Origin of the sequence: Paenibacillus rhizophilus (assembly GCF_003854965.1) — a bacterium.
Classification (GTDB): domain Bacteria; phylum Bacillota; class Bacilli; order Paenibacillales; family Paenibacillaceae; genus Paenibacillus_AQ; species Paenibacillus_AQ rhizophilus.
This window is the reverse complement of the sequence record NZ_RQPI01000005.1, coordinates 80386-105207: the sequence shown is the minus strand read 5'-3', so window position 1 is coordinate 105207 and position 24822 is coordinate 80386. Positions and strand designations below refer to the sequence as shown.

The window sequence follows — 24822 nt, the reverse complement described above, 5'->3', positions numbered from 1 at the left end:
ACACTCCGGCGAAACAGGAAATATACAGTTTGAAACTACAGAATGAAGAGGGAGTGGAAGGGAATGCAGGCTAGATTGCTGCTACAGGACGGAACGCTGTTTACCGGCACCGCATTCGGCGCAGAGGGCGAGAAGACTGGCGAGGTTGTTTTTAATACGGGGATTACGGGATACCAGGAGGTGCTGTCCGATCCTTCGTACTGCGGGCAAATCGTCACGATGACTTATCCGCTGATCGGGAATTACGGCATTACGCGTGATGATTTTGAGTCCGTGCGTCCCTTCGTGCACGGCTTCGTCGTGCGCCGGCATGAGACGGTGCCGAGCAACTGGCGCGCCGAATACAGCGTCGACGACCTGCTGAAAGAGTACGACATTCCGGGCATCAGCGACATCGATACCCGGATGCTGACACGCATCATCCGCCACTATGGCACGATGAAGGCTATCCTGACCACTTCGACCAAGCCGGTGGAAGAGCTGATGGAAATGATGAATGATACATCGATCGCCGAGCTGCGCAACCAGGTAGCCCGCACTTCAACCGCCAGCGCATACAGCAGTCCCGGAACCAAGGAAAAAATCGTGCTCGTGGACTACGGCGCCAAGACGGGAATTCTGCGCGAACTGAACAACCGCGGCTGCGATGTCATCGTCGTTCCCCATAACGTTACGGCTGACGAAATCCGCCGCATCAACCCGGACGGCATCCAGCTGTCCAACGGTCCCGGGGACCCCAAAGACGTGCCATACGCCGTTAAGACCATTTCCGAGCTGCTCGGCGAATACCCGATCTTCGGGATCTGCCTCGGACACCAGCTGTTTGCGCTGGCTTGCGGCGCGGATACCGAGAAGCTTAAATTTGGACACCGCGGCGGCAATCATCCGGTCAAAGAGCTGGAGAGCGGACGCTGCTACATTACGTCGCAGAATCACGGTTACACCGTAAACGAAGAGTCCGTAAACGGTACGGAGCTTGAAGTTACGCATATCAACAATAACGACAAGACGATTGAAGGGCTGAAGCACACCCGCTACCCCGCTTTCTCGGTGCAGTACCATCCGGAAGCGGCTCCGGGACCGCATGACAGCAGCTACTTATTCGACCGTTTTCTGGATATGATCGCGGAGCACAAGCGTGGTACTCCCGCTATTTCCCGTCAAGCCCAGCTTGCGGCGAACGCGCGGATCGCGGCGCCAACCCCGAAACAGCAGCTTGAAGCCGTGAAAGGAGCTTACTAATAGAATGCCTAAGAACGATAAGCTTAAAAAGATACTCGTGATCGGCTCCGGACCGATTGTGATCGGCCAGGCGGCCGAATTCGACTACGCCGGAACGCAGGCCTGCCAGGCGCTGAAAGAAGAAGGCGTCGAGGTTATTCTGATCAACAGCAACCCCGCCACCATCATGACCGATACGAACATGGCGGATAAAGTATATATCGAACCGATTACGCTCGACTTCGTCACCGGAATTATCCGCCAGGAGCGTCCCGACGGACTGCTGCCAACACTTGGCGGTCAGACCGGCCTGAACATGGCCGTCGAGCTGGCGCGCGCCGGCGTGCTGGAGCAGGAGAACGTCAAGCTGCTCGGCACCCAACTGCATTCCATCGAGAAAGCGGAAGACCGCGACCTGTTCCGCGACCTGATGCGCGAACTTGAACAGCCCGTGCCGGATAGCACGATTGTTACGACGCTGGAAGAAGCGCTGGCGTTCGCCGTGGAGATCGGCTATCCGCTGATCGTCCGCCCGGCTTACACGCTTGGCGGTACCGGCGGCGGGATTTGCGCGAATGAAGAAGAGCTTCGCGAGACGGTCAAAGCCGGCATCCGCTACAGCCCGATCGGCCAGTGCCTGATCGAGAAGAGCATCGCCGGCATGAAGGAAGTCGAATATGAAGTGATGCGCGATGCGAACGACAACTGCATCGTGGTCTGCAACATGGAGAACTTTGACCCGGTCGGCGTGCATACCGGCGACAGTATCGTTGTGGCTCCAAGCCAAACGCTGTCCGACCGTGAATACCAAATGCTCCGCAGCGCCTCGCTTAAGATCATCCGCGCGCTGAATATCGAAGGCGGCTGCAACGTGCAGTTCGCGCTCGATCCGCAGAGCTATCAATACTATGTCATCGAGGTTAACCCGCGTGTCAGCCGTTCGTCGGCGCTGGCTTCGAAAGCTACTGGCTATCCGATTGCCAAAATGGCGGCCAAAATCGCTCTCGGCTACACGCTCGATGAAATCGTCAACCCGGTTACAGGGCAGACTTATGCCTGCTTCGAGCCAACGCTCGATTATATCGTCAGCAAAATCCCGCGCTGGCCGTTTGACAAGTTCACGCATGCGAACCGCAAGCTCGGCACGCAAATGAAGGCAACCGGCGAAGTGATGGCCATCGGCCGCACCTTCGAGGAGTCGATCCACAAAGCGATCCGTTCGCTGGAGATTGGTGTTCACCGTTTCAAGCTGGCAGGAGCGGAACTGCTTGAGGACGAAGTGCTGAAGACCCGGCTGGCGAAGCCGGACGACGAGCGCATCTTCCTGATTGCGGAAGCGTTCCGCCGCGGATATCAGCTTCAGGAGATTCAGGATATTACCCAGGTAGACTGGTGGTTCCTCGATAAGATCGAAGGCTTGATCGGCTTCGAGGACCGCATTCGCGAAGAAGAGAGCCTGACGCCGGAAACGCTGTACCAAGCGAAGCGTCTTGGCTTTACCGACCGCGCCATTGCCGAACTGCGGGCCGAAGGCCAGCCTGGAGGCAAGCAGACGAAGGAAGCCGAGGTGCGGACGTTGCGCCTTGAGCAGGGACTTAAGCCCGTCTACAAGATGGTTGACACCTGCGCGGCCGAATTCGAGGCGACTACGCCATACTATTACTCGACTTACGAAACCGAGAATGAAGTGCTTCCATCCGATAAGCAAAAAGTGGTTGTTCTTGGCTCCGGCCCGATCCGTATCGGCCAGGGCATTGAGTTCGATTACTCTACGGTGCATGCCGTCTGGGCCATCCAGAAGGCCGGATACGAAGCGGTCATTATCAATAATAACCCGGAGACCGTATCCACCGACTTCAACACCTCCGACCGGCTCTATTTCGAACCGCTGTTCTTTGAGGATGTGATGAACGTCATCGAGCAGGAGAAACCGATCGGCGTCATCGTACAGTTCGGCGGACAGACGGCGATCAACCTGGCCGCGCCGCTCAGCGCAGAAGGCGTGAAAATTCTTGGCACAAGCCTTACAAGCATTGACGAGGCGGAAGACCGCAAGCGGTTCGAAGCACTGCTGTCGCGCCTCAATATCGCGCAGCCGCAGGGCAGCACCGTAACGACGGTGGAAGAAGCTGTAGGTACGGCCCAGTCGCTCGGCTATCCGGTTCTGGTGCGTCCTTCCTATGTGCTTGGCGGACGGGCGATGGAGATTGTCTATTCGGATAACGAACTGCTGACTTATATGAAAGAGGCGGTTAAGGTCAACCCGGACCACCCTGTGCTGATCGACCGTTACATGCTGGGCAAAGAGGTTGAAGTCGACGCTATCTGCGACGGTGAAACCGTAGTTATTCCAGGCATTATGGAGCATGTGGAACGCGCGGGCGTCCACTCCGGCGACTCCATCGCGGTATATCCTCCGCAGCATCTGGAAGAATCTCTGAAAAGCAAAATCTCGGAGATCACGATCAAGATCGCCAAAGAATTGAAGACGGTCGGACTGGTTAATATCCAGTTTGTCATCTACAAGGGCGAGGTTTACGTGATCGAAGTAAATCCGCGTTCGTCGCGTACCGTACCGTTCCTCAGTAAGGTGACGGGTATTCCGATGGCCCATCTGGCAACGAAGGTTATTCTCGGCGGCAAGCTGAAGGACGAAGGGTACAGCGAAGGCCTGTGGCCGGAGAGCGACTTCGTCTCCGTCAAAGTGCCGGTCTTCTCGTTCGCCAAGCTGCGTAGAGTAGAACCGACGCTGGGTCCGGAAATGAAATCGACCGGCGAAGTCATGGGCCGCGACAGACTGTACGCGAAGGCGTTGTATAAAGGCTTGATCGGCGCGGGAATGAAAATCCCGACGACCGGATCGATTATCATAACCGTGGCCGACAAGGACAAAGCGGAAGCGGTCGAGCTGATGAAGGGCTTCCACCGTCTGGGTTATAAGATTATCGCCACGGGCGGTACCGCGGCTGCCATGGAAAATGCGGGCCTCAACGTCATGAACGTCAACAAGCTCGGCGAAGGCGAGCCGACCATTATCGACATTATCCGCAGCGGCCAGGCGAACTTCGTGTTCAACACGCTCACGAAGGGCAAGACGCCGGAGCGCGACGGCTTCCTTATCCGCCGCGAAGCGGTCGAGAACGGCATCGTCTGCATGACGTCGCTTGATACCGTAACGGCGCTGCTGCGCATGCTGGAGACGATCAACTTCTCCTCGCAGTCGATGCCTGCTTTTGTGGGACAATAAGAAAAGTGCGTTAGGCATAAGGAATATCAGGAACGGTTTGCGTCATCTCGCAGACCGTTCCGCTTTGTGCCTGGGCCTTTGCGGCGAGAAAGATCGAGAGCTTTTTCACATATCCAGCGAAGGAGTGTTGTTATGAAGAAGTGGGAGAGCATGGCCAACCGGCTGATGATTCCGCTTGATTACCCGGATGCCGGGCAGGCGAAGGAACTGATCGCCAAGCTGAAAGGCATTCCGTGCTATATGAAGGTTGGCATGCAGCTGTTCTACGCCGCCGGTCCGGATTTTGTCAAAGAGCTAAAATCCCTCGGCTACTCCGTATTTCTTGATGTGAAGATGCATGATATCCCGAACACGGTAAAAGGCGGAGCCGAGAGCGTGACCGCCCTTGGCGTCGATATGTTCAACGTACATGCATCCGGCGGTTCGGCCATGATGGCAGCCGCAAGGGAAGGCATCGATGCGGCCCTGCGCAATAACCCTGCGCTAACCCGTCCGCTTGTTATTGCGGTGACCCAGCTTACCAGCACCAGCCAGGCCGTCATGAACGGCGAGATCGGCATTCCCGGCGAAGTGCCGGATACGGTCGTGCGGTACGCAAAGCTCGCCGCTGCAGCCGGTCTGGACGGCGTTGTGGCGTCGCCTATGGAAGCCGCTGCCATATCGGCAGCCTGCGGCCCTGCATTCCGTACCGTGACCCCCGGCATTCGTCCGTCCGGATCTTCGCTGGACGACCAGAGCCGCGTCATGACGCCGGGACAGGCGATCCGGCAGGGAAGCCACTTTTTGGTCGTAGGACGGCCTATAACGGCAGCTCAAGACCCGCGTCAGGCTGCTGAGCATATAATTGAGGAGATGATCCAAGCGTGAGCCCATTGCTGAATAGAAGTGAACAAATTGCCGCTTACTTATTGAAGATCCAAGCGGTCGCCCTGCGCCCGCAGGAGCCTTTTACGTGGACATCGGGCATCAAGTCCCCGATTTACTGCGATAACCGCCTTACCCTTTCGTACCCGGAAATCCGCAGCTACATCGCCGACGCGTTCGCGGAATTGATCGCGGCCGAATATCCCGGCACAGAGGTTATCGCCGGAACCGCAACCGCCGGCATTCCTCATGCCGCCTGGGTAGCGGACAAGCTGAATCTGCCGATGGCCTATATCCGTGATAAGGCTAAAGGACATGGCAAACAGAACCAGATCGAAGGCATTATCTCCCCCGGTCAAAAGGTCATCGTAGTCGAGGACCTGATCTCTACCGGAGGAAGCTCGCTTAAAGCCGCGCAGGCTGTGAAGGAAGCGGGAGGCGAACCGCTTGCGGTACTGGCGATTTTCAGCTATGAACTGGACCGTGCGACTAACACGTTCGAAGAAGCGGGAATTCCGCTGCAAAGCCTGTCCAATTACAGCACTCTGATCGACGTCGCGCTGGGTCAAGGCAAAATCGCAGCGGAAGATGTAGAGCTGTTGCAGTCGTGGAGACGCGATCCATCCGTATTCGGGAAATAATATTGTTTACTTGAAGCGCATGATAATACAACTTGTATTAAAACCGTCCAGCAATGGGCGGTTTTAATCATTAATTTCATCCGGTCACGTGATTGTGCTATTCCGTAGAACTTGAACGGGTGCCGCAAGTTTTTTATTAAAATGGGCAAGCTAACAATCGAAGAGGACTTGAACATCTTTTATGGAAGGGGCAGAGCGCATCATGAACTGGGTTTATTTCGCCAAGCTGTTCAGAACAAGGTTTCAAGCTGGCTGTCTGGCCAAGCGGCTCGAACAGGATGGCTGGATTTATGGCTACCATGATCCGCAGCTGGTGGAAATTTACCGTTCGCGCAAAGGAAAATACGGTGTCCGTTTTCTTCCCTGAAAAAGATTAGCGGTCAGTCCTTGACTTAACATCATGTTGTGATGTATACTATTTATTGTCGCTGTTTGAATATGATTACTGACGCGGGGTGGAGCAGCCCGGTAGCTCGTCGGGCTCATAACCCGAAGGCCGCAGGTTCAAATCCTGCCCCCGCAACCAACTTATTTAACGGAAAATTCAAACAGCTATTATTGTATACGGATATTTGATCAGGGCCCTTAGCTCAGTTGGTTAGAGCGGTCGGCTCATAACCGATTGGTCGGGGGTTCGAGTCCCTCAGGGCCCACTTCACTGAAACCCTTGCGCAGCAAGGGTTTTTTGCTGTCTAGAAGTCTTTTTATGAGAGGAAAAGGCAGCGGAACTGATTAGGAAAATCGATTTGCTAACGGATTTGCTAACGCGAGTTATTAATCCACAGATTCGAGCGGCTTCTATGCCTTTGTCCTGTTTGTTAAACTTGCCCGTAGAGGAATAGAAGCTGTAGACTTGTATATCTTCAGCGGTGGACGCCGGGTGAGCGTTAAGACCGCAGATGCGTATTATATGCGGAGAGTTTGAGTTCAGAATGCCGCTACCAAAGAAGTAATATGCGAAACGAAGGACCTGCGGCATTGCGCCAGCAGGTCCCTTTTCTTATTTTGTGGCTCTTTTCTGTAGTAAAATATTGTACTGATTTAATACTTCGTCCAGTTCCTGGCTTGCCTTGATGATCTCCGGGTCGGCTAGGCGTTTATATGCGGATAGTTTGTTCAATTCCAACCGGAGTTCTTCGATCCTTAGGACTATTTCCTCCAAGTCGAACAGCTCCTATAATCCGTATATTTATGTTGTACGCCCGCCGTGCACAGCGACCGTGTTGCGGATATCCAGTCCAAGACCATTCGGCAAGAAGTAGGTTTCAACGATCCAATCCACATCGGATCTCTTCGGGTAGTTGCAAATTTGCTTATATATAATTCGATATTGTCCGCACAAATCCTCCACTTTCTTACAAATAACCCCGTCAGGCATCAAGCCCGCGGGGTTATTTTGATTTCAGCCGTACCAGCTGTCCGGAAGGATTACTGCTATCTGTTCAAGATGAAGATGGAGCGCCGGTTAAGTCCTCGATATCCGTTGATCCAAAAACAAGCAAAGCAATAACGATAATAAGAAGAATGTTTCCGGCAAAACTTTCTCCGTCGAAGTCGCTCATCTGTTGCCCACCTTCTTTGTGAAAATTATTTTATTTGTTGTTCCCGGTTTTCTTTTTTAATGCTTCCATAAAATCGTTCAGTGTTAAGCCGCCGTTATCATTCATGAAGTTAACCAGCTTTTCGACATTGCTGTCGTTTAAATCACTTAATTTTTTGAATTTGCCTACCAGACTGACGAATAGGGAGGCATCAGTGTACAACTGTACGGAATCGACTTTAAGCTTTCCGGTCAACAAAAGCGCGGCCACGGTTAATTCAAGCCCTTTATTTTCCTTTAGGACGGAAGCTGTGGTTTTCTTTGTGGAACTTGAATTTTTACGTTTTCCGAGAGGAGCCATGATTCTCCCTTCCTCCTAAGCTTTATCTTGAAAAAGGATAATTGGCGCATCTTCTATACCACACTTTATGCTTGCTCAAATCTTTTTGTTAATAGAGCCATCAAATTCTGTTCCTGTATTGAGGTCAATGGAATCAATGACGGCCGCATCCGGGCGACGGGTCTAACTACTGGCGCGCAGCGGGTGTTTCTGATGGCCAGTGTGCTGGCTTGGCGGCCGTTCAGTCAGGCAGCTGGTTAAGGAGGCACCTATGAGCAAGCTTGACGGCAATGAACGTTGGATATCCAAATTGATTTTGACGGAGCATGCCGAGCAGTATGTACAGCAGTCCAGCAGCAAACAAGATTATCACAAGTGAGAAGCGCACGATGCTCCGCGACTATATCTTACTGCCGTATATGTTTTGTTATTTACCACCGTTATTATTGCCGGGGATATGAGGAATGGTTCGGCATGACCCGTGATGTGTTGAAATTGATGAAGTATAGGACGAAATTACTTAAAACCGTTGTATAAATTATTTTTTCTATGCTAAAATATTCCTATATACATAATCACATAAATCGTACGATAAAGGCAAAACTGATGAAAATCAGTGACGCAAAGCTAAAGGGACTAAGTGGAGAAATCCGTATGTCAGCCAGCTCCCGAATAAAATCGCACCTCCCGTTGATTTATGTGAAATGAAGGAGGAAAAGTATGGGAAAGTATTGGCATTCTTTTTGGTTGGGATTTAATGAAGTTATACTTGAAGATTGTATGTGTGAGAATGTGAGGTCGAAGATATTCAGCAAGATTGGTTATCATAAAAGAAAACTTAATGCTTAAGCAAAAAGAGGCACCTATTTTAGGTGCTTTTTCCTTTTGTTAACGAAGTTACAGAGGAGCTGTTTGTCATGCGGTGTATCACGATATGGCAGCCTTGGGCCACTTTGATCGCTCTTGGAGAGAAGAAATTCGAAACACGCAGCTGGGCCACAAAGCACCGTGACTCCATCGCCATTCATGCCGGGAAGAAGGTGGATAAGGCCATCTGCCAGAAAGAGCCATTCCGCAGCGTGCTCGCAAAGCACGGGTACACGGTGAATAACTTGCCGACAGGGTCTGTGGTGGCGGTGTGCAGGCTGGCCGATTGCCTTCAGGTCATCGAGGGCTGCGGCGGTGAGGTTAAGCTGGAAAGCCCTTCGCAGTCCATCGCCATCGGCGACAAGGAAAATGCGTTCGGATTGTTTGATGCAGGCCGCTTCGCCTGGGAGCTAACGGACGTACGGCTGCTGCCGAAGCCGATTCCGGCCAAGGGGATGCAGGGGCTCTGGAATTGGGAGGGGAATAAATGATCAATTTCGTTCCGCCCATACCTTATAGTCTCCTATGACATATCCTATGTTGAACTCTATTCCAGAGGAGGTATTTGATCATGGGTGGTAGCTGTGGTTGTGGCGGAGATGTTGGTGGAGCAAATGTTGGACCGGTAATGGGTCCTTGGACTTCGACGGGAGCGATTCTGGTTCTCTTCATTCTTCTTGTTATTATTACTAAAGCCTGTTTATTCTAAAAAATTAATCTGTGCAGCCCCTTCAAGCTTGGCTTGAGAGGGGCTGTTATGTTTTCCAAGGCTTTGACTGAAGGTGAATGCTCGATTGATTTTCACTTGATGATAAATTCAACCCGTGTCCCATCCTCATATTTCTCCAACTGATTGCCGACCCAGCCGCCTGCTCCGCGGTTATCTGCCGGCGATATGTATGCGATGTCCGCTCCCGTTCCGCCTTCTCTGCACATGGCCATAGGCCATTCATCGCGATCGTAATGTTTTTTGGACGGGATCCCCTTCAGCGACTCCCGGCGGTTCTCTTCAGCTCCTTCCCTGTCGATCGTGCATATCCTGGGCTCGCCTTTGGAGATCGCTTTTTCAATATGCTTTGCTGTTTCCGGATATTCGTTCGTCGGAAAAATCAATTGCACCACTTCCGAGTCCGAAGAAGGAGAGTTCCCGATATCCCACCCGTTCTGTTCGGCAAGATAAGACAGTAGCAGAAGCAGCAGGAGCATTGCAAGAAGATATATCATTCGCTTTCGTTTACGCAACGTCATACTCCTTTTTCGTTAATAAAGCCATGAATTTTATTATAATTCATTTTATGGATTCTTTCACAGATCATTTTCCATTTTTTTTAGTTGCGCATTTTCGCAATCTTTTCTATCCTTTTAGAAGGAGGGATAGAAGAAATGAGAAAAGCCTTACTGGCAGGCATAGCATTGGTACTTGTGCTTCTAAGCGCCTGCAGCGGAAAAGCGCCGGCTGCATTATCCCATGAAGATGTGCAGGAAAGCGTTCAGCAATTTTACAACGAGATATCGTCTCTTGATCAGACCGCGAAATCATCCCTGGAAGATTTCAACGAAGCGTTGGCTTCCTATTCCGGAGGCAACATGTCGGCAGACCAATTGGAAAAGGCGATCGAGAAGTTTCAGGACACAGCCTCCGATTTGTCGGATAAGGCCGATGACGTAAAGGTTACACCCGGACTTCCGGATAACGTCGAGAAGCTGCTGACCGAAGCCAAAGACTCTTTTCAAAAAGCCTATGTAATCAAGAAAGAAGCCTCGCAAAGCGCCGATTCTCCCGATGTAACCGCCGAACAGTTCAATCAAATGAACAAAAATGCGGATATTGTCATGCTGTACGGCATTTCCAAGCTTAACGAAGCGAGAGAAGCGACTGGGCTGCTGGATACGAAGAAAAGCGAATAGAACGGAGCAAACCCGAATAAAAAAGGCGCGCAGCGGCAGCAGCTGTCAGCGCCTTTTCGCAGTTATTTTTTTCTTGTTGATTCAAAAGCCGAACAGTGGTTATAATACAAACATACGTTCCTATTTAGCGATAACTAGGAACTTTGTGGGTTATTTTAAAAAGGAGGCGACTCCCTTTGGGCAAGAAACTGGAGGGAAATGGGCTGCTTGAGAGCAGCCGTATGATGCTGCCGGAGGACAAGAAGCGGATTCCGGAGGATCAGCGGGTGAATCTTCGATTGAATCCGCCGATAATTAACGACCAGAAGCGGGAAGAGATGGGAATAAGGCTGACGCATTCGCTCCGGGAGCATGTTCGGGTAAACGTTGTTATGTTTGATTCATGTGGAGAGGTGAAGCTGAGCGGATTTGTCACCTCCATTCATGCCCACTCGCGGGAAATTAAGCTGCAATGGGCGGACGAATGGAAGTGGATCGGACTGGATAGTATTATGGAAGTGTATCCCGGTTAAAAAAGTGAGCACGAACCGCCCTACGGGCAGTCCGCACCCAGCTGTTTAGTTAGGTTGTCTCAAGTCGTACCTAAGGTTTTAACTTTCCGTCCCCCCGCTTTTCTCATAAGCGATCAATGTAACAGGACTGCCCGTCAAGCTCTCTATGCTGGCCTCGGCGCTGCGAATGACCTCAATGGCATCCCTCTGATCCTCCAGAGCCGCAACTTTGTAGCTGTCGCTGTGTATATCCATGGTTAATCCCACCTTTCCGCAGGTTAGTGTTCCCGGCAGACGGTTTAAAAATTCGGTATGCTGTGCTATGCATAGAGTGGGAACCTGAGGGGGATGCTATCATCGACTAAAACAACAAGGAGGTACTCACCTTTGAAAAAGCTGATGGCTAGCCTTGCATGCAGCGCTGTTTTATCGATGAGTCTGATGGGTGTCGGATACGCATCGAATGCTACCGAGACGGTGGGAATGGAAGGTACCGCGTTCCATGGTACTGGGACCAATGATGGAATGACCGGTAATATGTATCGCGGAGACGGGGTAACCAATCCTACAGGTATCGGTAACATGCGTACGAACGACAATACGATTACCGGTGCTGGACGGACGGACACAACTGTTACTCCGCTCGCCAACACTACGCGCACAGGAAATTACCGTGCCACCGCAGCAAACAACAACCGGAACAACAACGTTGACTGGGGATGGCTTGGCCTGATTGGTCTGCTCGGTCTGGCGGGCATGAGAAACAAAAGTCGCGAACACCGTTAATTGAAGCAGCACCCATGGCCCGTATCCGGTAAAGCGCCGGTACGGGCTATGCTTTTTTAAAAAATTAGTTTGCATCAAACCCGGAACCATGGTATTATATATCTTGTCGCGTTATGCGGAATAAAGTAATTTACCCCTGCCGGGGTGGCGGAATTGGCAGACGCACAGGACTTAAAATCCTGCGGTACGTGAGTACCGTACGGGTTCGACCCCCGTCCTCGGCACTAGAACAACAAGGGTTTCAGCTCATTAGAGCTGGAGCCCTTGTTTGTTTTTGAGGTGATTTGCTAACATTTTGCTAACGGCGCTTCTTTTTTGTGTAGATTCGAGGTTTCCGATGCGCTGAGAATGATGCTTTAACCGACTTTACTACGAATAGTTCTAGCTCATGCTTTGCGTTCGAGAATTCTGTCACGCTCCATTCTCAGTCGCAGGATTTCTGCTCTAATGACTTCTTTACGACAAGGTAAAGTAATTCTTGTTGCTATGCTCCAATGCAAGCCTTACATGGAGTCTGGCTATATCCAGCAGCGCGGAAGTGAGTGCTGCATCATCTAATGCTCTCCAAGCGGTGTGCTTCATTGAGCGGCTTCCTTTGCTTTTTTGGAGAATAGTTCGTTGATCTTTTGTGCCGTATCTTTTTTAGTCTCCATATCAATGTGAGTATAGGTATTGGCTGTAATACTGATGGTTGAATGTCCGAGCCAGACCTGGATTTCTTTCAGGCTTACACCATTTTTAATCAAGTAGCTGGCTGTCGAGTGCCTGAGATCATGGAATCTGATATGTGGCAATCCGTTTTTTGCAAGTATGGCTTTGAATTTGTGGTTCAGGTATTCTGTCTTCATAGGACTGCCGTCAGGCCAGCAGCATACAAGACCGCTATCAATGTAATCTTTGCCGTACAGCAGCTTGTTTTTCTTCCGCTGTTTCTTTAGATGTAATAAGTAATCTTCGAGTTTTTCCATCAAAGGCAGAATGCGCTGGCTGCTTTCACTTTTAGGTTTCTTTACAACGACCTCTTTGCCGTACTTCACTCGAACCTCTTTAATCGAGATTGTCTTTTCTTCGAAATTGATGCAATCCCACTTTAGCCCAAGTACCTCTGAACGCCGAAGCCCATAATGAGCCGCGAGATACACTGCCGATTCTATCGGTGTACCCAAACAAACCTCAAATAACTTTTCGAGCTGCTCGACAGTGTAGTAACTGGCATCAAACTTCTCCTGCTTTGGAAGAACGATTCGATCAGCGGGATTAAACGGAATCAAGTTCATTCGCACTCCGAATTTCAATGCACTCCTGATATTGGCATGGTGTCTTCGTAGCGTTTTAGCGGATAAGCCTTTTATGCCTGTTGTTGGATCGTCTTGATGCTTTGTCTCGTAATATTTTTGCAGATGCATAGGCTGCAATTCTTGTAGTAGTAAATCATTCTTGCTCTTGAAATATGGAATGATATGCTTTGTTACAATCATCTCATAACCTTCCCAAGTAGTTCCCTCGACCTCACTTTTAATAACGTTATTAAGCCAATCCAGCATAAAGTCGGTGAATTTGAGTTTTCGCTGTGGCTGAACGAAACTGTTGTTGTCCATCTTCGTAAGTGTTTCTCTCAGAAACTTTTCTGCATCTGATTTCTTCTCGCATTTGGTATTAATCCATTTTTGCTTCCGTTTTCCGGATTCGTCCTTTGTTTCGACAATGATATACCAGTATTTATTTCGTTTTTGTAAGCTACCTTTCATGTGTTTCGACCTCCAATGATTTTTTTGAATATGAAAAAGACAGGAGCGTGATTGCCCCTGCCTGTGATGCTTCTGCTATTTGATTAAATGTACTTAGGATTTATTAATTAAACTTCTGTTTGCAGAATAATTAATTCTAATTTTTCTTACCCTGAAGCAGAAAAAGACAAGATGCGTTTGGCACCTCGTCCTTTGGTTTGAAACTCATAAACAAGAATAATTACAGAATTACATAGTTACAGAATTACATTTGCATTCGATTCCTAGCAGAAGTAGTCTGTATTACGTTATTATATTCATAATATTAGCTGCTATAAATTATTGTTATTCGGTAAATACAAATCTATTGTATGGGTGATGAGAATTATGATTTTTCCTGAAAGTCTAGCCATTGTTGATAAACTCGAAAGCATAGAATTTTCAAAGGAAGATATTGATGATCTTAAAGAACGACGAACCCAAGTTAATGACAAACTCCGGAAAATTAAATCAGAAATAATCGTTACTGATTCGTACAAAATAGAGAACACCAACAAGTCGGTAGAGGATTCAATATGTGAATTTTTTCTTTTCCCTATAGCTGTTTTAGTTAATAAAAAAGGTGACCAAGAAATTGATTACGGTTTCCGATTAGGGGCAGTAAAACAGATCAAGAAAAGAAAATATGATTTCACGAGTTTCGATATTAGTAATAAGACTTTAAAGAGTAAAGATTGGTTGAATTCAAATTCTTTTAAAAGAGTATTTAAAAATTCTGATTTTATTTCTCACTATGATGTCTACATAACAGTACTATACACTTTAACAAAGTCCTTGAAAAAATCAGGATTGGTAATTATGGAGACTGAAAATCTTGGCTGGATAAGAGGGCCTGAATCTTGGCACTACACCCCCTTAGCTATTGTTAAAGATACTAACTTAGTTTTTGATATCCAAAAGTTATATTCTTCATTTTTTACAGTTGGGGCAGTAACTGATACGCCTAAAGTAGCTTTTGATAAGACGTTATCTTTAATTAATCGGTTTGATAAAAGAATATCAATTCCATTGTTTTCATTTACCTTACTATCTTTATTTACAAGCCTAATTAATTATAATACACCTGCTTTTCCAAAGTTTATCTTATGTCTACATGGTGGTAGAAGTGCAAAATACCGTACTCAATTAGTAAACATTTTCTGTAATCTTTATAGCCGAAAGCGAAATATGAGTAGTTTGGATGAAAGATATCACTCAAATCTCAGTTCTTCTGATGAGGAATTAAAGAATAAAGCTTTAACTTTAAGGGATGGTACTTTCATTGTGAATACTAACCATCAGCGTAAAATTTCAGGTATTAAGAAAATTCTTCATCAGGCTGATATAAAAACAATGTACTTAATTTTAAGTGAGGAAGCTGTTGAACAAGATTATGTACTTAATATCAATCTGTCTGAATCATCAGCCACCATACCCTCAAATGAAGACTATTATAGTGAAATAGAATCATTTCAAATTACAATCGAGTATTTTGTCACACACTATGCTATGGCTTTTAGTTTAAAGGGAAATTCTAAAAATAAGATCACAAAATTATTTGAAAGAATGTACGATGAAAACTATAAATTGCTAGAAAGTAAAGTTGTTGATTTTGATGTGAATATGCTCCATTATTTTTCTTTGCTTTTGGTTGGTTGGCAGCACTTTGTGGCGTTTGGCACTAAAAAAGGCTTAATTCAGGAAGATGAGAGCAAAGAACTTATGCGTACAGCGCTGCAAAGTTTTATTTCGTTTTCAGATGACACTCCAAAAGAGGAGATTAAAATTGAACGCAAACAAAACTTACCCTCGGATTTTCTACAAAATTTATTGAGCCTAGTTGTAGTAAATTCTTTAGATTTACTCAGCACTAAAAAAAGTATCGGCTTTAATAAGGAAATTGACATTGGATGGATTGATGATGACAACGATAATCTTCTTTATATCTATAATGGAGTATTTCGTAAATTAGATACAATCAAAGGTATGGACAAAAGACATCCTCATAGCTTTGAAAAGAATAAGTCGCTTATTGTAAAAGCTCTTCAAAAAGAGAAGATATTTATTTCCCCTATCGATGATTATTCAATTAAGGGAGGACAAATTACTAAAATGGAGGTAGCCAAAAATATTAAAGGAGTTACAATTAAAGCGTTGATTCTTGACAAAGAAAAGGCATTGCAGTATCTGAACCAGTAACAATTAACAATCACCATTTTTTTAACTACTAAGTGCATGAAGCGACAATTTGCTGGAATGTACTTTTTATTGTTTTATAACAATGATTTAGATAATAACACCCTTTCGCTAATTTTGATGCCAGGTAGGCTTCGTTTGGAGTATTGTAGATACTGTTTGTTCAGTGTTGACATAGATGTGTCTGTTGCACACATGCTGGCTAAAAGAGAGTGTGCTCTTAATCAATAAAATGAATAGCTCATAGCATATACGTATATATTATCTTTTCTTTTATAAGCACTATTATTTATGATTACATTAACGAAATAGGACTATTTCAGTGTTTGAGTAAAATATAAAAGTGCGCATAACAAAGTTCTAACCAACATATATGGGAGGACTTTGTTATGCATCATACGGTTCATATGTTTTATAAGTTTGACTCTCGCTATTTTTCAGCAATGTATGAAGTTCTAAGTGAACTTTCTAGAACGAATAAGTGCAGATATTTTGAGAAACCGAAGGGCGTTTACCGATTTTACCTACTTCAAGATCAAGGAATAAGAATAATCCTTAAACATTCTACACTCGTTGATGAAATTACCTATAGTGCTATTGAGATTATTATGAATCCTATGCGGTTATTAGATAGAAATGATTATCTCCAATTAGCTCATTCAGCAAATTATGATCAAATCCGAAAGTCGTTTAAAAGGGCATTCAGTGAGATGAGAAAGAAATTCCAGAGCAAAAAACGTAACAAAGGTTTGATCTTTAGATTTGATCAGTTAGATGTCTACAGTTTCAAAAGAGTGGATTTTGCAATAAATATAAATACTGAGCATGCGGAATTATATATGAAACTTATCAAACGAGCCAATATACCAAATGGGTTCCAACTCTTTACGATATACAATAGTATTAGCAAACGTTACGAACCGCCTAAGGATAGTTTTTATATTTTTAGAAAGCGACATTTGAAAGAAAAAGCTTCGTCTGTTGAGTTAACTGTTAATTGCTATAATAAAGGAATTCAGATGATGGAGAATGGGCTGCCTTACGATGAACATGCAATGACTACAATAAGATTTGAAATTCAATGCGGTTACAATAAGACCTACCGCATTATCAGAAGTAATAACCTTAATAGGCAAGGATATTCACAATTTCTACGTGAAGATATATCTGCTAAAGTGCTGGACACATACATTAAAAAAACAATTGGTTATGGGGATTACTATACTTTTTCAAAAGCGAAAGAGCTTATCATGAATCAAAGATTGAAAACTAATACAAAGTATAACCTTGTGAATACTCTAAAAATAGTAAATGATAAGAGGGGGGTATGGAAAGCGAGAGAAACTGTAGATGATAAGAAAGAATTTGATAAGAATATCAAAAAGCTTCATGAAATTGGGATCAATCCTGTCACGATTCCAATAGCTGAAAAAATAGATTATCTACCATGCCTCTTTGACATTACCATTCAAATTTGAGGTATAGGGAAGGCTCTTATGGGGCCTTCCCTATTTTCAATTCTTATTTATACTTATCGTACAAATCCTGTGCCGTTTCGATCACATCAAATTTGTTTTCAATTGTTTGACTTACTGCATCTACAGCAGACTCTACTACACGTTCCCAAAAACTACTCATTGTTTTATTCCTCCAATATTTTTAATGTTTCCAAGCTTTAAGGCCGCTAAGCGTCCCATATCCAATACCAAATAAATAACCAACGGCTGTTCCTGCACCGGGGAGTATTGCTGTGCCAAGTGCAGCTCCTACTCCCCCTCCTACGAGTGCGCCAGCTGCAGTCAGCGCTGATTTCCCGGCGGCTTCAATTGCTCTATCCATGTTTATCACCTCCTTTCAAAATAGAAAAGAGAAGCGAATAGACGCTCCTCTTCTCTATCTTTATATTAAGTGTTCTCTTATAGGTTTAAGATTCTACAGTCAACGTACTGGCATTTACCCAACTGCTTGACAGGTATCTTACTCCTGAAAGCATTGCCCAATAGTCGGCATCTTCATTGCTAATATACAAGTTGTTCTTGCTATCCCAATAGACAAGAATTCTTCCTCCATCCACTTTCTTAACCTCTCCATAGAAGAAACCGTTTGATACTCTATCTCCTACGTTAATCTGAACTCCGTGCTGGTCTATTGGTTTATTACTGTCAGAAGTATCGGGCTTACTATTGTTATTATTTTCATTTGGATCAGACATAGGAATAAAGTAGTTACTGTAATCATTTGGGTAAGCATCGAATTCGCCGCGATATAACGCAATGACTTGATTCTTGCTATCCCAAATAAGTGTAATTCCAAGGTTGTCACTTACAAATTTCAATGGAACAAGTGTGCGTCCTTCAGATGAAGTAATGGGAGCAGAGTCTAACGTTTTTAAAACTCCGTTTACATAGGCCTTAGTGCTATTTAAATACAGGATAATATTGTCTTTGCCTAATGTCAGCGATACTTTTTTCTCTTTTGCTGACCAGCTTGATGAACCGCCAAATTCTTTAATAACACTTGCGATAGGAATCATAACTCGGTTATTTCTAATCTCAGGAGTTGCATACAATTGTGGATCAAGAAGTGTAGAGGTAGTAGCGTCATCTACAAACATTCCAGTGTCATTAACTTTTAAAATAACCTTTTTGGGAGTTATGACCGATTCTGCTGAAACGGCATTTCCATAAGCCATAATTATAGAGGCAGCGGTTATCGCCACGACCCATTTTCGCATTATTTTTCATCCTTTTTTGTGGAGTTTTGAAATTTGGTAAGCTATGTAGCTGTTGGGGACGTTTGAAATCATTCTTCGAAGTGTCGATATGATTTCAGAGCGTTCAATGTCACCAAATCTGTATGCTCAATAAGTACTTCCAACAGGCATTGCTTGATTCTAGCGGGGGTAAGAATTTGCATGGATTGGATACTGACTCCTTTCTTCGGATTTGAGTGTAAAAGTAAATCAAGTAAGGTTACTTCGAGAGCTAGCGCTATTTTCTCCAAAGTTTTTATCGTTGGATTCTTCTCTCCGCGTTCGATCTGGCCGATGTAGGAGGTGTTTACTCCTGCATTCAAAGCCAGCTGTTCCTGGCTCTGTCCTTTACCAGTGCGCAGAATTCGGATGCTTTCTCCGATAAATTCGATGTTTTTCAATTCCCCTCACCCCTAACAAAACGATAGATTTTTTTGGAAGGATGCTCAACAGGATATAGTGAGGATTTAAATGGTTATAACCATGAATTAATACAGGGTGTGGCAATTCAGATGCCAGAGGTATTTATGGAGAGGTTTTTAGTAAGAGGAACATACATTAACCAGTTGAAAGTTGGATTATATCAAGCCGTGCTCCTTTAAACTGTAGAAGCGATTGCCGCCAATAATTATATGATCAAGGACTTCTATTCCTATAATTTCCCCAGCGGCTATGAGTCGTTTTGTCAGATTAACATCCTCAATTGACGGCTCCGGGTCTCCGCTCGGGTGGTTGTGAGCGCAAATGAGCGAGGCGCTACAGCGTCTGATTGCTGCATGGAATACTTCCCTTGGATGGACGATAGCTGCGTTTAGAGAGCCAATAGAAATGACTTCCTTGAAGATAAGGCGGTTCTTAGTGTTGAGGAAGAGACAGATGAAGTGTTCTTTCTGTTCGTAACGCAAATCTGATTCGAGTAAATGGAAAACGTCTTTAGGACTACGAATGATATGTTGATCCTGATCAGGTATTGCCAGCACCTTTGCAAGCTTTAACATAGCAGTAATTTGTCGGGCTTTTCCCTTGCCGATTCCCTTGATAGATACTAACTGTTGCTCTGATATATCCATTAGCTCTGTGGCTGTAGGGAAACGTTCGAAAAGCTCTTGAATTGTGTAGCTATCGTTGCTTTCTCTTAGTGATTCGGATACTAATTGCCTCAAATCATTCTCTGCAACCTGTCGCATAATGTTTAACCTCCAATGTATTTTCTAATTATCGTATGTATAATATAGATTTCAAATTTTCAAATTTACGACATATTTACATAATTCCCTTAAATAGAACGCGTGTTTGGAAGGAGGTGGTAGATTATTGACGAATTATGTATTTTTACGTAGTTCTAAAGTCTAGTTTTAAGAACAAGATTCAAATTAACATTAACAGGACCAGAGGTGCTATATGAAGAGTCGATTGCTTTCGTATTATGATCAAAAAGTTAGAGCACGTCATTTAATATACAAGCATATGAAATGGACTTACTGGGGATTCCTGCTTGCATTTCCGATAATTATCCCTTTTTTATTAATAATTTGGATGGGGTTTTTAGCTGAGCGAAGATGGCTCTTTCAGTTGATAGCGCTCTCTATTTTTTTACTTCTGTTATTATTTTTTATTCATAAGCGATTTAACACTACCGCACGCAAAGTTCTCAACAGAGAGTATTCATTAAAAACTACCAATGGAACTTGGTTTGAATATTTTCACGATATCCAAGTTCACTTAATAGTGGAATATTTAATAGAGAATGATTTACATACAAAATGGAAGATAGAAAACCTTATGGAGGCCTACAAGGAGGATAATAAAAATGAGCGAATGCCAGCCCTCATTGCTCCAAGTATTTTAATCGCTGCTATTGCTCCCAATTTGAATTATTTATTAAAGCACTTTTATGAATTGGATGCTTACAAAAGCAATGAAGGTCAATTAGTTATTTTTATCATAGTCCTTGCAATTTCTATCTTTATCATTGGAGTTATTAGCTATTGGAAGCAGTTATTTCGTGAAATGAGTGATGTATTTATTTATAAAAAGATTGGGCGAAGAAAAAATCTGAATTCTATACTTTATGATATTTTGCTAATGATCAAGGAATGATCATATTAATATTGCATGTAAACCTTTAAAAGACTATTGACTAGTTCTTTTATAGCTACTGCATTCTGATTATTAAATTAGAAGTGGATAATGGGGGATTTGTTCATGTACTTGAAATATTTGCAGATAGTTAATTATAAAAACTTGAAATCGGTAAGATTTAACTTTTCTCAAGGTGCAAATACGATTATAGGTGAGAATGATTGTGGGAAGTCGAATGCGGTCAACGCATTACGGATACTATTAGATGATTCTTATTACTATAATAGTAAAAAACTAAAAGATAGTGACTTTTCATATGATCTTGGCGAATGGCGAGGGCATTGGATTATTATTTCGGCTGTTTTTGTGGATATCACAACAAAAGACAAGCAAAATGAAGTTTGTGCTGAAATTGTCCCTGAACAAGAAAATGAAAACTTTCTGAAATCATATATTAATAGTAGTAATCAGGATATTGGAGTAGTCACATTATTTATTCGTCCTCAGAAGGCTATAAGAAAAAAACTTTATGAGGCAAAATCAAAAGCAGAATTCGATGAACATATTAAATTGGTGAAGCTTTCTGATTATGAGTTTTTCTATACATCACGTTCACAATCTGATTTTACTGATCCAGAGGTTTATAAAAGTATTGTAGGTGATTTTGAACTTGGAAATTATTGTAATCCTGACGATGATGATGCAGCGGTGTTGGGAAGTAAACTGAATATTGCAGATGTTCAGGAACATATCTCAGTAATGTTTGTAGATGCATTAAGAGATGTTGCGAATGAAATGCGTAAGCCCAGAAATCCTATTCGAAGAATCGTAGAGGCAGTAGAAGCCCAAATAGATCCAACTGACATTGAAAAGATAAAAGAAAAGATCAGTGAACTAAATCTTTCTATTTCCGAAGTTGAGCAAATTGGTCAAATTGGCGAACAAATTAACTCTAAGCTCATGGATATGATAGGGATGGTCTATTCTCCTGAAATTGCATTAGAATCTCAGCTTAATGATGAATTAAATGCTTTGTCTCGTTATTTATCAATAAAACCATCAAATCAGAATGATATCGAATTATTAGGACTTGGTCATTTAAATATGATTTATATGGCCCTTAAATTAGTTGAATACAAATTCAATCGTACTCGTGAACTTATTAACATTATGATTATTGAAGAACCTGAGGCACATATACACACTCATATTCAGAAGACCTTATTTGACAACTTAAAACTTACAAAAGATTATACTCAAGTTATAATGACCACTCATTCAGCCCATCTTTCTGAAGTTTCAGAGATTAGCAAGATAAACGTTGTTAAGACTATAGGGAACGTATCTCACGTAATGCATCCCATTTTAAATTTAGATCAATTTGGTGATGAAAAGCTTGAGTTGAAAAATTTGAAGTTATCGGATTGTATTGAAAGATACCTCGATGCAAAACGGTCTGTACTGTTATTCTCAAAAGGAGTTCTTCTAGTTGAGGGCGATGGAGAGGAAATCTTAATTCCCAATATGGTTAAAATTGGATTGGGAGTGACGCTTGATGAGCTGGGGATAGGATTAATAAATGTAGGGAGTACTGTATTTGAGTACATTGCATGTTTGTTTGACAATGATAGAATTCAACGACATTGTTCCATTATTACTGATAGAGATATTCAAGCAGTTGAAGTTAGCAGTTCCTTTTATAGTGAAAATGCTGAGATAAGAGGAGGTAGTAGACAAGCTAAGCTTAATCGTTTATTTGAGAACAACCCTTGGGTCTCAACGTTCTATGCTGAAAATACATTTGAAGTTGAATTTGCGAAGAGCAACGATAATTTAACTTTCATAAGTGGAATTATTGACATTAACTACTCAGATGCTGCGACAATACAGAGGCATAAAAAAGCTTTGAAGGGAACAGACCAAGAACGTGCAAATACTGTATTAACATTAGCTAAATCTGTTGGTAAAGGATGGTATGCGACATTACTCGCTAGTAAAATAGATGAATCAGTTCAAATACCTCCTTATATCTTATCTGCAATAGCATTTGCTTGCCAAGAAGTTATTACGACAGATATCAAATTTAAAATGGTGTCTTACTCTTTATCTGCGTATGGCGTCAGCAACGACGAGATGCTTTCAATAATGAAAGGAGCAGTAAGCGTGGAAGAGAAAGAACAGGCAATATCTAGGTTTTGTGAGACATATCCTTCAGATATAGTCTCGTTGTTTTTAGAAAAAATGGACAATCTTTATTTAGGGTGAAAACAATGAACGAAGAAAAATTATGGTTTTTAGCTGATCTGAATCCCAAGCAAAGAGCAGTTTGTACAAGTGATAAAAATACTATTTTAATCGCTTGTCCTGGTAGCGGAAAAACTAGAACGCTTACTTACAGACTGGCATTTCTTTCAATAATGTACACCGAGTCAAATAATTTAAATATTGCCATTACATATACAAACCGTGCGTCTGAAGAAATTAGAAATAGACTTTTGAGCTTTAATATTGATCTTACTAAAATTTGGGCAGGAACTATTCACCAATTTTGTTTAGAATTTATTATTAGGCCATATTCCATGTATTCAAAACGTATAAGTCGGGGATATCGTATCATTGATGAATTTGTCCAAAAACGATATGTTAGAGAAATATGTGAGCAGTTGCAAATTAGACTAGGGTATAATGAAAACCCGTTCGCATACCCTGAAATAGTTAAAGAATATAAAAGAAGGCTGAAAGAAAATAAAGAAATAGATTTTGATATAATTTTAGATTTGTCATTTGAATTGCTAAATAATAATGCTTTTATAAGACATAATCTTTCTAACATACTGCGAAGTATTCATGTTGATGAATATCAAGATACTAATGACTTACAGTACAAAATATTGGGACTCATTGCCCGTGAAAATAATAGAATAAGATACTTTTTTATAGGTGATGTTAATCAAGCAATATACGGTGGGATAGGTGGTATAGCTAAAAGTAAAACTGAATTGGATGAAATATGTGGTGCGAATTTTGAAGTGGAGCAATTGGATGGTTGTTATCGTTCCTCTCAAAGAGTAATTGACTTTTATTCTAAATTTCAAGTAGCTTCGTCAGTTATCTCATCTGAATCAAATTTGAAAGATGAATTAGGGATAATAACCCATAACAAAATAATAGATAAGGATGATATTCCCGAAAAGATTGCAACAATTGTCAAAGAACAATTGGCACTCGGGGTTCCTGAAAATGAAATCTGTATTATTGCACCACAATGGACACTGTTATATCCTATTAGCAAATCTTTGCGTGAGTTATTGCCAAATGTAGGGTTTGATGCTCCAGATGTAACGCCCATTAAATATGATCCTATGAATGTTTTCTATCTTATTTGTAAACTCAAGTTTTCTGTAGCTGGAAAGAACACTAGCATGAGGAAACGGACAGCAAATGAAATCATTACAATTTTAACAGAGGATTATAAAATACATCTTCCCAATTACGTTGATTGTTACTTTATTCTAAAATGCATTAATTCTGCAGAGGTATGCGATGAGGATGGAATAGAGACGTTAAAAAATACAGTGGATATTTTGTGCTCTAGTTGTGCAATAGATTTAAACCAAGAGGACTACTTAAAAAAAACATACACTGATTTTATTGATAAAGTTAATCAAAGAATTGCTAACTATAGTTTATCTGCTGATATGAATGCTTTCAAAAGATGTTTCCAAGAAAAAAGTGGAGTAGTTATAAATTCTTATCACGGAGTAAAGGGTGAAGAATACACAACTGTAATTGCATTTGGGCTCTTAAATGGATTAATACCTAATTGGGATCTGATATATAATAAAAATAATAAAGAAAAAAGAATTACTGAAACCCAAAAGCTACTTTACGTTGTATGTTCACGTTCAAAAAAAAATCTATATTTATTTTCGGAGCAAGGAAGAACTACACGTAAAGGAGATGTGCTAACTCCAACAGATGAATTAATTAGTTCATACAGCATGTTCGATTTGGATTAGTTTTTTCTTGCATGATTATGTCCGTAAAGAGAAAATACATCGTTGGTAGTGGGGGAGGCGCTTTCATGCGAGAGGGTATTAACGTAAAACTTCTCCCCTTCA

26 protein-coding genes, 3 tRNA genes and 1 riboswitch are annotated in these 24822 nt (G+C 43.2%); of the genes, 18 read left to right on the top strand and 11 right to left on the bottom strand.

Annotated features, from left to right (window positions below):
• Positions 1-63 precede the first annotated feature (63 nt).
• The 7 genes from carA (at position 64) to EH198_RS11265 (ending at position 6626) form a co-directional block, all read left to right on the top strand.
• Complete coding sequence (gene carA, locus EH198_RS11290; RefSeq protein ID WP_124695646.1) at positions 64-1242, top strand: glutamine-hydrolyzing carbamoyl-phosphate synthase small subunit; 1179 nt, start codon at positions 64-66, stop codon at positions 1240-1242.
• Positions 1243-1246: 4 nt separating this feature from the next.
• Positions 1247-4468, top strand: coding sequence for a carbamoyl-phosphate synthase large subunit (gene carB, locus EH198_RS11285; RefSeq protein WP_124695645.1), 3222 nt, complete (start codon positions 1247-1249; stop codon positions 4466-4468).
• A gap of 132 nt (positions 4469-4600) precedes the next feature.
• Complete coding sequence (pyrF, locus tag EH198_RS11280) at positions 4601-5335, top strand: orotidine-5'-phosphate decarboxylase (RefSeq protein ID WP_124695644.1); 735 nt, start codon at positions 4601-4603, stop codon at positions 5333-5335.
• Entirely contained in the window at positions 5332-5973 is a 642-nt protein-coding gene (gene pyrE / locus EH198_RS11275) for an orotate phosphoribosyltransferase (protein ID WP_124695643.1), read from the top strand. The genes pyrF and pyrE overlap by 4 nt, the downstream gene beginning before the upstream one ends.
• A 202-nt stretch (positions 5974-6175) precedes the next feature.
• Positions 6176-6340, top strand: a complete 165-nt coding sequence (locus tag EH198_RS24625) for a hypothetical protein (protein WP_179036473.1) — start codon at positions 6176-6178, stop codon at positions 6338-6340.
• Between the two features lie 82 nt (positions 6341-6422).
• Positions 6423-6499: transfer RNA gene (locus tag EH198_RS11270), tRNA-Met, on the top strand.
• Between the two features lie 53 nt (positions 6500-6552).
• Positions 6553-6626 (top strand) — tRNA-Ile (locus tag EH198_RS11265).
• Between the two features lie 347 nt (positions 6627-6973).
• Here EH198_RS11265 and EH198_RS11260 read toward each other — a convergent pair.
• The 3 genes from EH198_RS11260 to EH198_RS11255 form a co-directional block, all read right to left on the bottom strand.
• Positions 6974-7135: an aspartyl-phosphate phosphatase Spo0E family protein gene (locus EH198_RS11260; protein ID WP_221621514.1), complete on the bottom strand. Its 162-nt coding sequence runs from the start codon at positions 7133-7135 to the stop codon at positions 6974-6976.
• 280 nt (positions 7136-7415) lie between these two features.
• The gene (locus EH198_RS25540) at positions 7416-7535 is read right to left on the bottom strand and encodes a twin-arginine translocase TatA/TatE family subunit (protein ID WP_465264403.1); all 120 of its coding nucleotides are present in this window, start codon (positions 7533-7535) and stop codon (positions 7416-7418) included.
• A gap of 30 nt (positions 7536-7565) precedes the next feature.
• Positions 7566-7874, bottom strand: coding sequence for a hypothetical protein (locus tag EH198_RS11255; RefSeq protein ID WP_124695642.1), 309 nt, complete (start codon positions 7872-7874; stop codon positions 7566-7568).
• Between the two features lie 27 nt (positions 7875-7901).
• Between EH198_RS11255 and EH198_RS24350 the strand changes: the two genes are divergently transcribed.
• Together EH198_RS24350 and EH198_RS11250 are read left to right on the top strand one after the other, a co-directional pair.
• The gene (locus tag EH198_RS24350) at positions 7902-8114 is read left to right on the top strand and encodes a hypothetical protein (RefSeq protein WP_148091498.1); all 213 of its coding nucleotides are present in this window, start codon (positions 7902-7904) and stop codon (positions 8112-8114) included.
• Between the two features lie 325 nt (positions 8115-8439).
• Positions 8440-8526, top strand: a riboswitch (cyclic di-GMP riboswitch).
• Positions 8527-8770: 244 nt separating this feature from the next.
• Positions 8771-9211 carry an ASCH domain-containing protein gene (locus EH198_RS11250; protein WP_124695641.1) on the top strand — a complete coding sequence of 147 codons (441 nt, stop codon included), beginning with the start codon at positions 8771-8773 and terminating at the stop codon, positions 9209-9211.
• Positions 9212-9521: 310 nt separating this feature from the next.
• On the opposite strand, the gene EH198_RS11245 is transcribed toward EH198_RS11250, so the two are convergent.
• Positions 9522-9926: a NucA/NucB deoxyribonuclease domain-containing protein gene (locus tag EH198_RS11245; protein WP_246014207.1), complete on the bottom strand. Its 405-nt coding sequence runs from the start codon at positions 9924-9926 to the stop codon at positions 9522-9524.
• A gap of 177 nt (positions 9927-10103) precedes the next feature.
• Between EH198_RS11245 and EH198_RS11240 the strand changes: the two genes are divergently transcribed.
• Together EH198_RS11240 and EH198_RS11235 are read left to right on the top strand one after the other, a co-directional pair.
• Positions 10104-10628 carry a peptidylprolyl isomerase gene (locus EH198_RS11240; RefSeq protein ID WP_124695640.1) on the top strand — a complete coding sequence of 175 codons (525 nt, stop codon included), beginning with the start codon at positions 10104-10106 and terminating at the stop codon, positions 10626-10628.
• A gap of 176 nt (positions 10629-10804) precedes the next feature.
• Positions 10805-11140, top strand: a complete 336-nt coding sequence (locus EH198_RS11235) for a YolD-like family protein (RefSeq protein ID WP_124695639.1) — start codon at positions 10805-10807, stop codon at positions 11138-11140.
• A gap of 78 nt (positions 11141-11218) precedes the next feature.
• On the opposite strand, the gene EH198_RS24620 is transcribed toward EH198_RS11235, so the two are convergent.
• On the bottom strand, positions 11219-11374 hold the full coding sequence (locus EH198_RS24620) for a hypothetical protein (protein ID WP_185702849.1): 156 nt from the start codon (positions 11372-11374) through the stop codon (positions 11219-11221).
• A gap of 132 nt (positions 11375-11506) precedes the next feature.
• Between EH198_RS24620 and EH198_RS11230 the strand changes: the two genes are divergently transcribed.
• Both EH198_RS11230 and EH198_RS11225 read left to right on the top strand, forming a co-directional pair.
• Entirely contained in the window at positions 11507-11905 is a 399-nt protein-coding gene (locus EH198_RS11230) for a WGxxGxxG family protein (protein WP_124695638.1), read from the top strand.
• A 138-nt stretch (positions 11906-12043) separates the two neighbouring features.
• Positions 12044-12129: transfer RNA gene (locus EH198_RS11225), tRNA-Leu, on the top strand.
• A gap of 232 nt (positions 12130-12361) precedes the next feature.
• On the opposite strand, the gene EH198_RS25345 is transcribed toward EH198_RS11225, so the two are convergent.
• Both EH198_RS25345 and EH198_RS11220 read right to left on the bottom strand, forming a co-directional pair.
• On the bottom strand, positions 12362-12487 hold the full coding sequence (locus EH198_RS25345; protein WP_281278005.1) for a hypothetical protein: 126 nt from the start codon (positions 12485-12487) through the stop codon (positions 12362-12364).
• Positions 12484-13653, bottom strand: coding sequence for a tyrosine-type recombinase/integrase (locus tag EH198_RS11220; protein WP_124695637.1), 1170 nt, complete (start codon positions 13651-13653; stop codon positions 12484-12486). Before EH198_RS11220 ends, EH198_RS25345 begins: the two co-directional genes overlap by 4 nt.
• A 366-nt stretch (positions 13654-14019) precedes the next feature.
• On the opposite strand from EH198_RS11220, the gene EH198_RS11215 reads away from it, so the two are divergent.
• Together EH198_RS11215 and EH198_RS11210 are read left to right on the top strand one after the other, a co-directional pair.
• Positions 14020-15870 carry a hypothetical protein gene (locus EH198_RS11215; RefSeq protein ID WP_124695636.1) on the top strand — a complete coding sequence of 617 codons (1851 nt, stop codon included), beginning with the start codon at positions 14020-14022 and terminating at the stop codon, positions 15868-15870.
• 386 nt (positions 15871-16256) lie between these two features.
• On the top strand, positions 16257-17345 hold the full coding sequence (locus EH198_RS11210) for a hypothetical protein (protein WP_124695635.1): 1089 nt from the start codon (positions 16257-16259) through the stop codon (positions 17343-17345).
• A gap of 181 nt (positions 17346-17526) precedes the next feature.
• Here the strand turns inward: EH198_RS11210 and EH198_RS11205 are convergent, their stop codons facing one another.
• From EH198_RS11205 to radC, 4 genes are all read right to left on the bottom strand, one after another.
• Positions 17527-17706 (bottom strand): hypothetical protein, encoded by a 180-nt coding sequence (locus EH198_RS11205; protein WP_124695634.1) that lies wholly within the window; start codon positions 17704-17706, stop codon positions 17527-17529.
• An 85-nt stretch (positions 17707-17791) separates the two neighbouring features.
• Positions 17792-18601 carry a stalk domain-containing protein gene (locus tag EH198_RS11200; RefSeq protein WP_124695633.1) on the bottom strand — a complete coding sequence of 270 codons (810 nt, stop codon included), beginning with the start codon at positions 18599-18601 and terminating at the stop codon, positions 17792-17794.
• A gap of 68 nt (positions 18602-18669) precedes the next feature.
• A complete protein-coding gene (locus EH198_RS11195) occupies positions 18670-19020 on the bottom strand; it encodes a helix-turn-helix domain-containing protein (protein WP_124695632.1) in 351 nt (116 codons plus the stop codon).
• A 177-nt stretch (positions 19021-19197) separates the two neighbouring features.
• A complete protein-coding gene (gene radC, locus EH198_RS11190) occupies positions 19198-19806 on the bottom strand; it encodes a RadC family protein (protein ID WP_124695631.1) in 609 nt (202 codons plus the stop codon).
• A gap of 280 nt (positions 19807-20086) precedes the next feature.
• Here radC and EH198_RS11185 point away from each other — a divergent pair, with 280 nt between their 5' ends.
• The 3 genes from EH198_RS11185 to EH198_RS11175 all read left to right on the top strand — a co-directional run bounded on the left by EH198_RS11185 (position 20087) and on the right by EH198_RS11175 (position 24720).
• A complete protein-coding gene (locus EH198_RS11185; RefSeq protein WP_148091497.1) occupies positions 20087-20719 on the top strand; it encodes a hypothetical protein in 633 nt (210 codons plus the stop codon).
• Between the two features lie 105 nt (positions 20720-20824).
• Positions 20825-22966 carry an AAA family ATPase gene (locus EH198_RS11180; protein ID WP_185702847.1) on the top strand — a complete coding sequence of 714 codons (2142 nt, stop codon included), beginning with the start codon at positions 20825-20827 and terminating at the stop codon, positions 22964-22966.
• A 5-nt stretch (positions 22967-22971) separates the two neighbouring features.
• Complete coding sequence (locus EH198_RS11175) at positions 22972-24720, top strand: ATP-dependent helicase (RefSeq protein WP_124695628.1); 1749 nt, start codon at positions 22972-22974, stop codon at positions 24718-24720.
• The last annotated feature ends 102 nt before the right edge of the window (positions 24721-24822 follow it).

Bases quoted from the DNA above. Each gene is read 5' to 3' on its own strand.
- EH198_RS11175 (WP_124695628.1), top strand. From the start codon at position 22,972: ATGAACGAAGAAAAATTATGGTTTTTAGCTGATCTGAATCCCAAGCAA.
- EH198_RS24625 (WP_179036473.1), top strand. From the start codon at position 6,176: ATGAACTGGGTTTATTTCGCCAAGCTGTTCAGAACAAGGTTTCAAGCT.
- pyrF (WP_124695644.1), top strand. From the start codon at position 4,601: ATGAAGAAGTGGGAGAGCATGGCCAACCGGCTGATGATTCCGCTTGAT.
- EH198_RS25345 (WP_281278005.1), bottom strand. From the start codon at position 12,487: ATGAAGCACACCGCTTGGAGAGCATTAGATGATGCAGCACTCACTTCC.
- EH198_RS11215 (WP_124695636.1), top strand. From the start codon at position 14,020: ATGATTTTTCCTGAAAGTCTAGCCATTGTTGATAAACTCGAAAGCATA.
- EH198_RS11250 (WP_124695641.1), top strand. From the start codon at position 8,771: ATGCGGTGTATCACGATATGGCAGCCTTGGGCCACTTTGATCGCTCTT.
- EH198_RS11240 (WP_124695640.1), top strand. From the start codon at position 10,104: ATGAGAAAAGCCTTACTGGCAGGCATAGCATTGGTACTTGTGCTTCTA.
- carA (WP_124695646.1), top strand. From the start codon at position 64: ATGCAGGCTAGATTGCTGCTACAGGACGGAACGCTGTTTACCGGCACC.
- EH198_RS11255 (WP_124695642.1), bottom strand. From the start codon at position 7,874: ATGGCTCCTCTCGGAAAACGTAAAAATTCAAGTTCCACAAAGAAAACC.
- EH198_RS11185 (WP_148091497.1), top strand. From the start codon at position 20,087: ATGAAATGGACTTACTGGGGATTCCTGCTTGCATTTCCGATAATTATC.
- EH198_RS11245 (WP_246014207.1), bottom strand. From the start codon at position 9,926: ATGCTCCTGCTGCTTCTGCTACTGTCTTATCTTGCCGAACAGAACGGG.
- EH198_RS11200 (WP_124695633.1), bottom strand. From the start codon at position 18,601: ATGCGAAAATGGGTCGTGGCGATAACCGCTGCCTCTATAATTATGGCT.
- EH198_RS11210 (WP_124695635.1), top strand. From the start codon at position 16,257: ATGCATCATACGGTTCATATGTTTTATAAGTTTGACTCTCGCTATTTT.
- radC (WP_124695631.1), bottom strand. From the start codon at position 19,806: ATGCGACAGGTTGCAGAGAATGATTTGAGGCAATTAGTATCCGAATCA.
- EH198_RS24620 (WP_185702849.1), bottom strand. From the start codon at position 11,374: ATGGATATACACAGCGACAGCTACAAAGTTGCGGCTCTGGAGGATCAG.
- carB (WP_124695645.1), top strand. From the start codon at position 1,247: ATGCCTAAGAACGATAAGCTTAAAAAGATACTCGTGATCGGCTCCGGA.
- EH198_RS11220 (WP_124695637.1), bottom strand. From the start codon at position 13,653: ATGAAAGGTAGCTTACAAAAACGAAATAAATACTGGTATATCATTGTC.
- EH198_RS11205 (WP_124695634.1), bottom strand. From the start codon at position 17,706: ATGGATAGAGCAATTGAAGCCGCCGGGAAATCAGCGCTGACTGCAGCT.
- EH198_RS11180 (WP_185702847.1), top strand. From the start codon at position 20,825: ATGTACTTGAAATATTTGCAGATAGTTAATTATAAAAACTTGAAATCG.
- EH198_RS25540 (WP_465264403.1), bottom strand. From the start codon at position 7,535: ATGAGCGACTTCGACGGAGAAAGTTTTGCCGGAAACATTCTTCTTATT.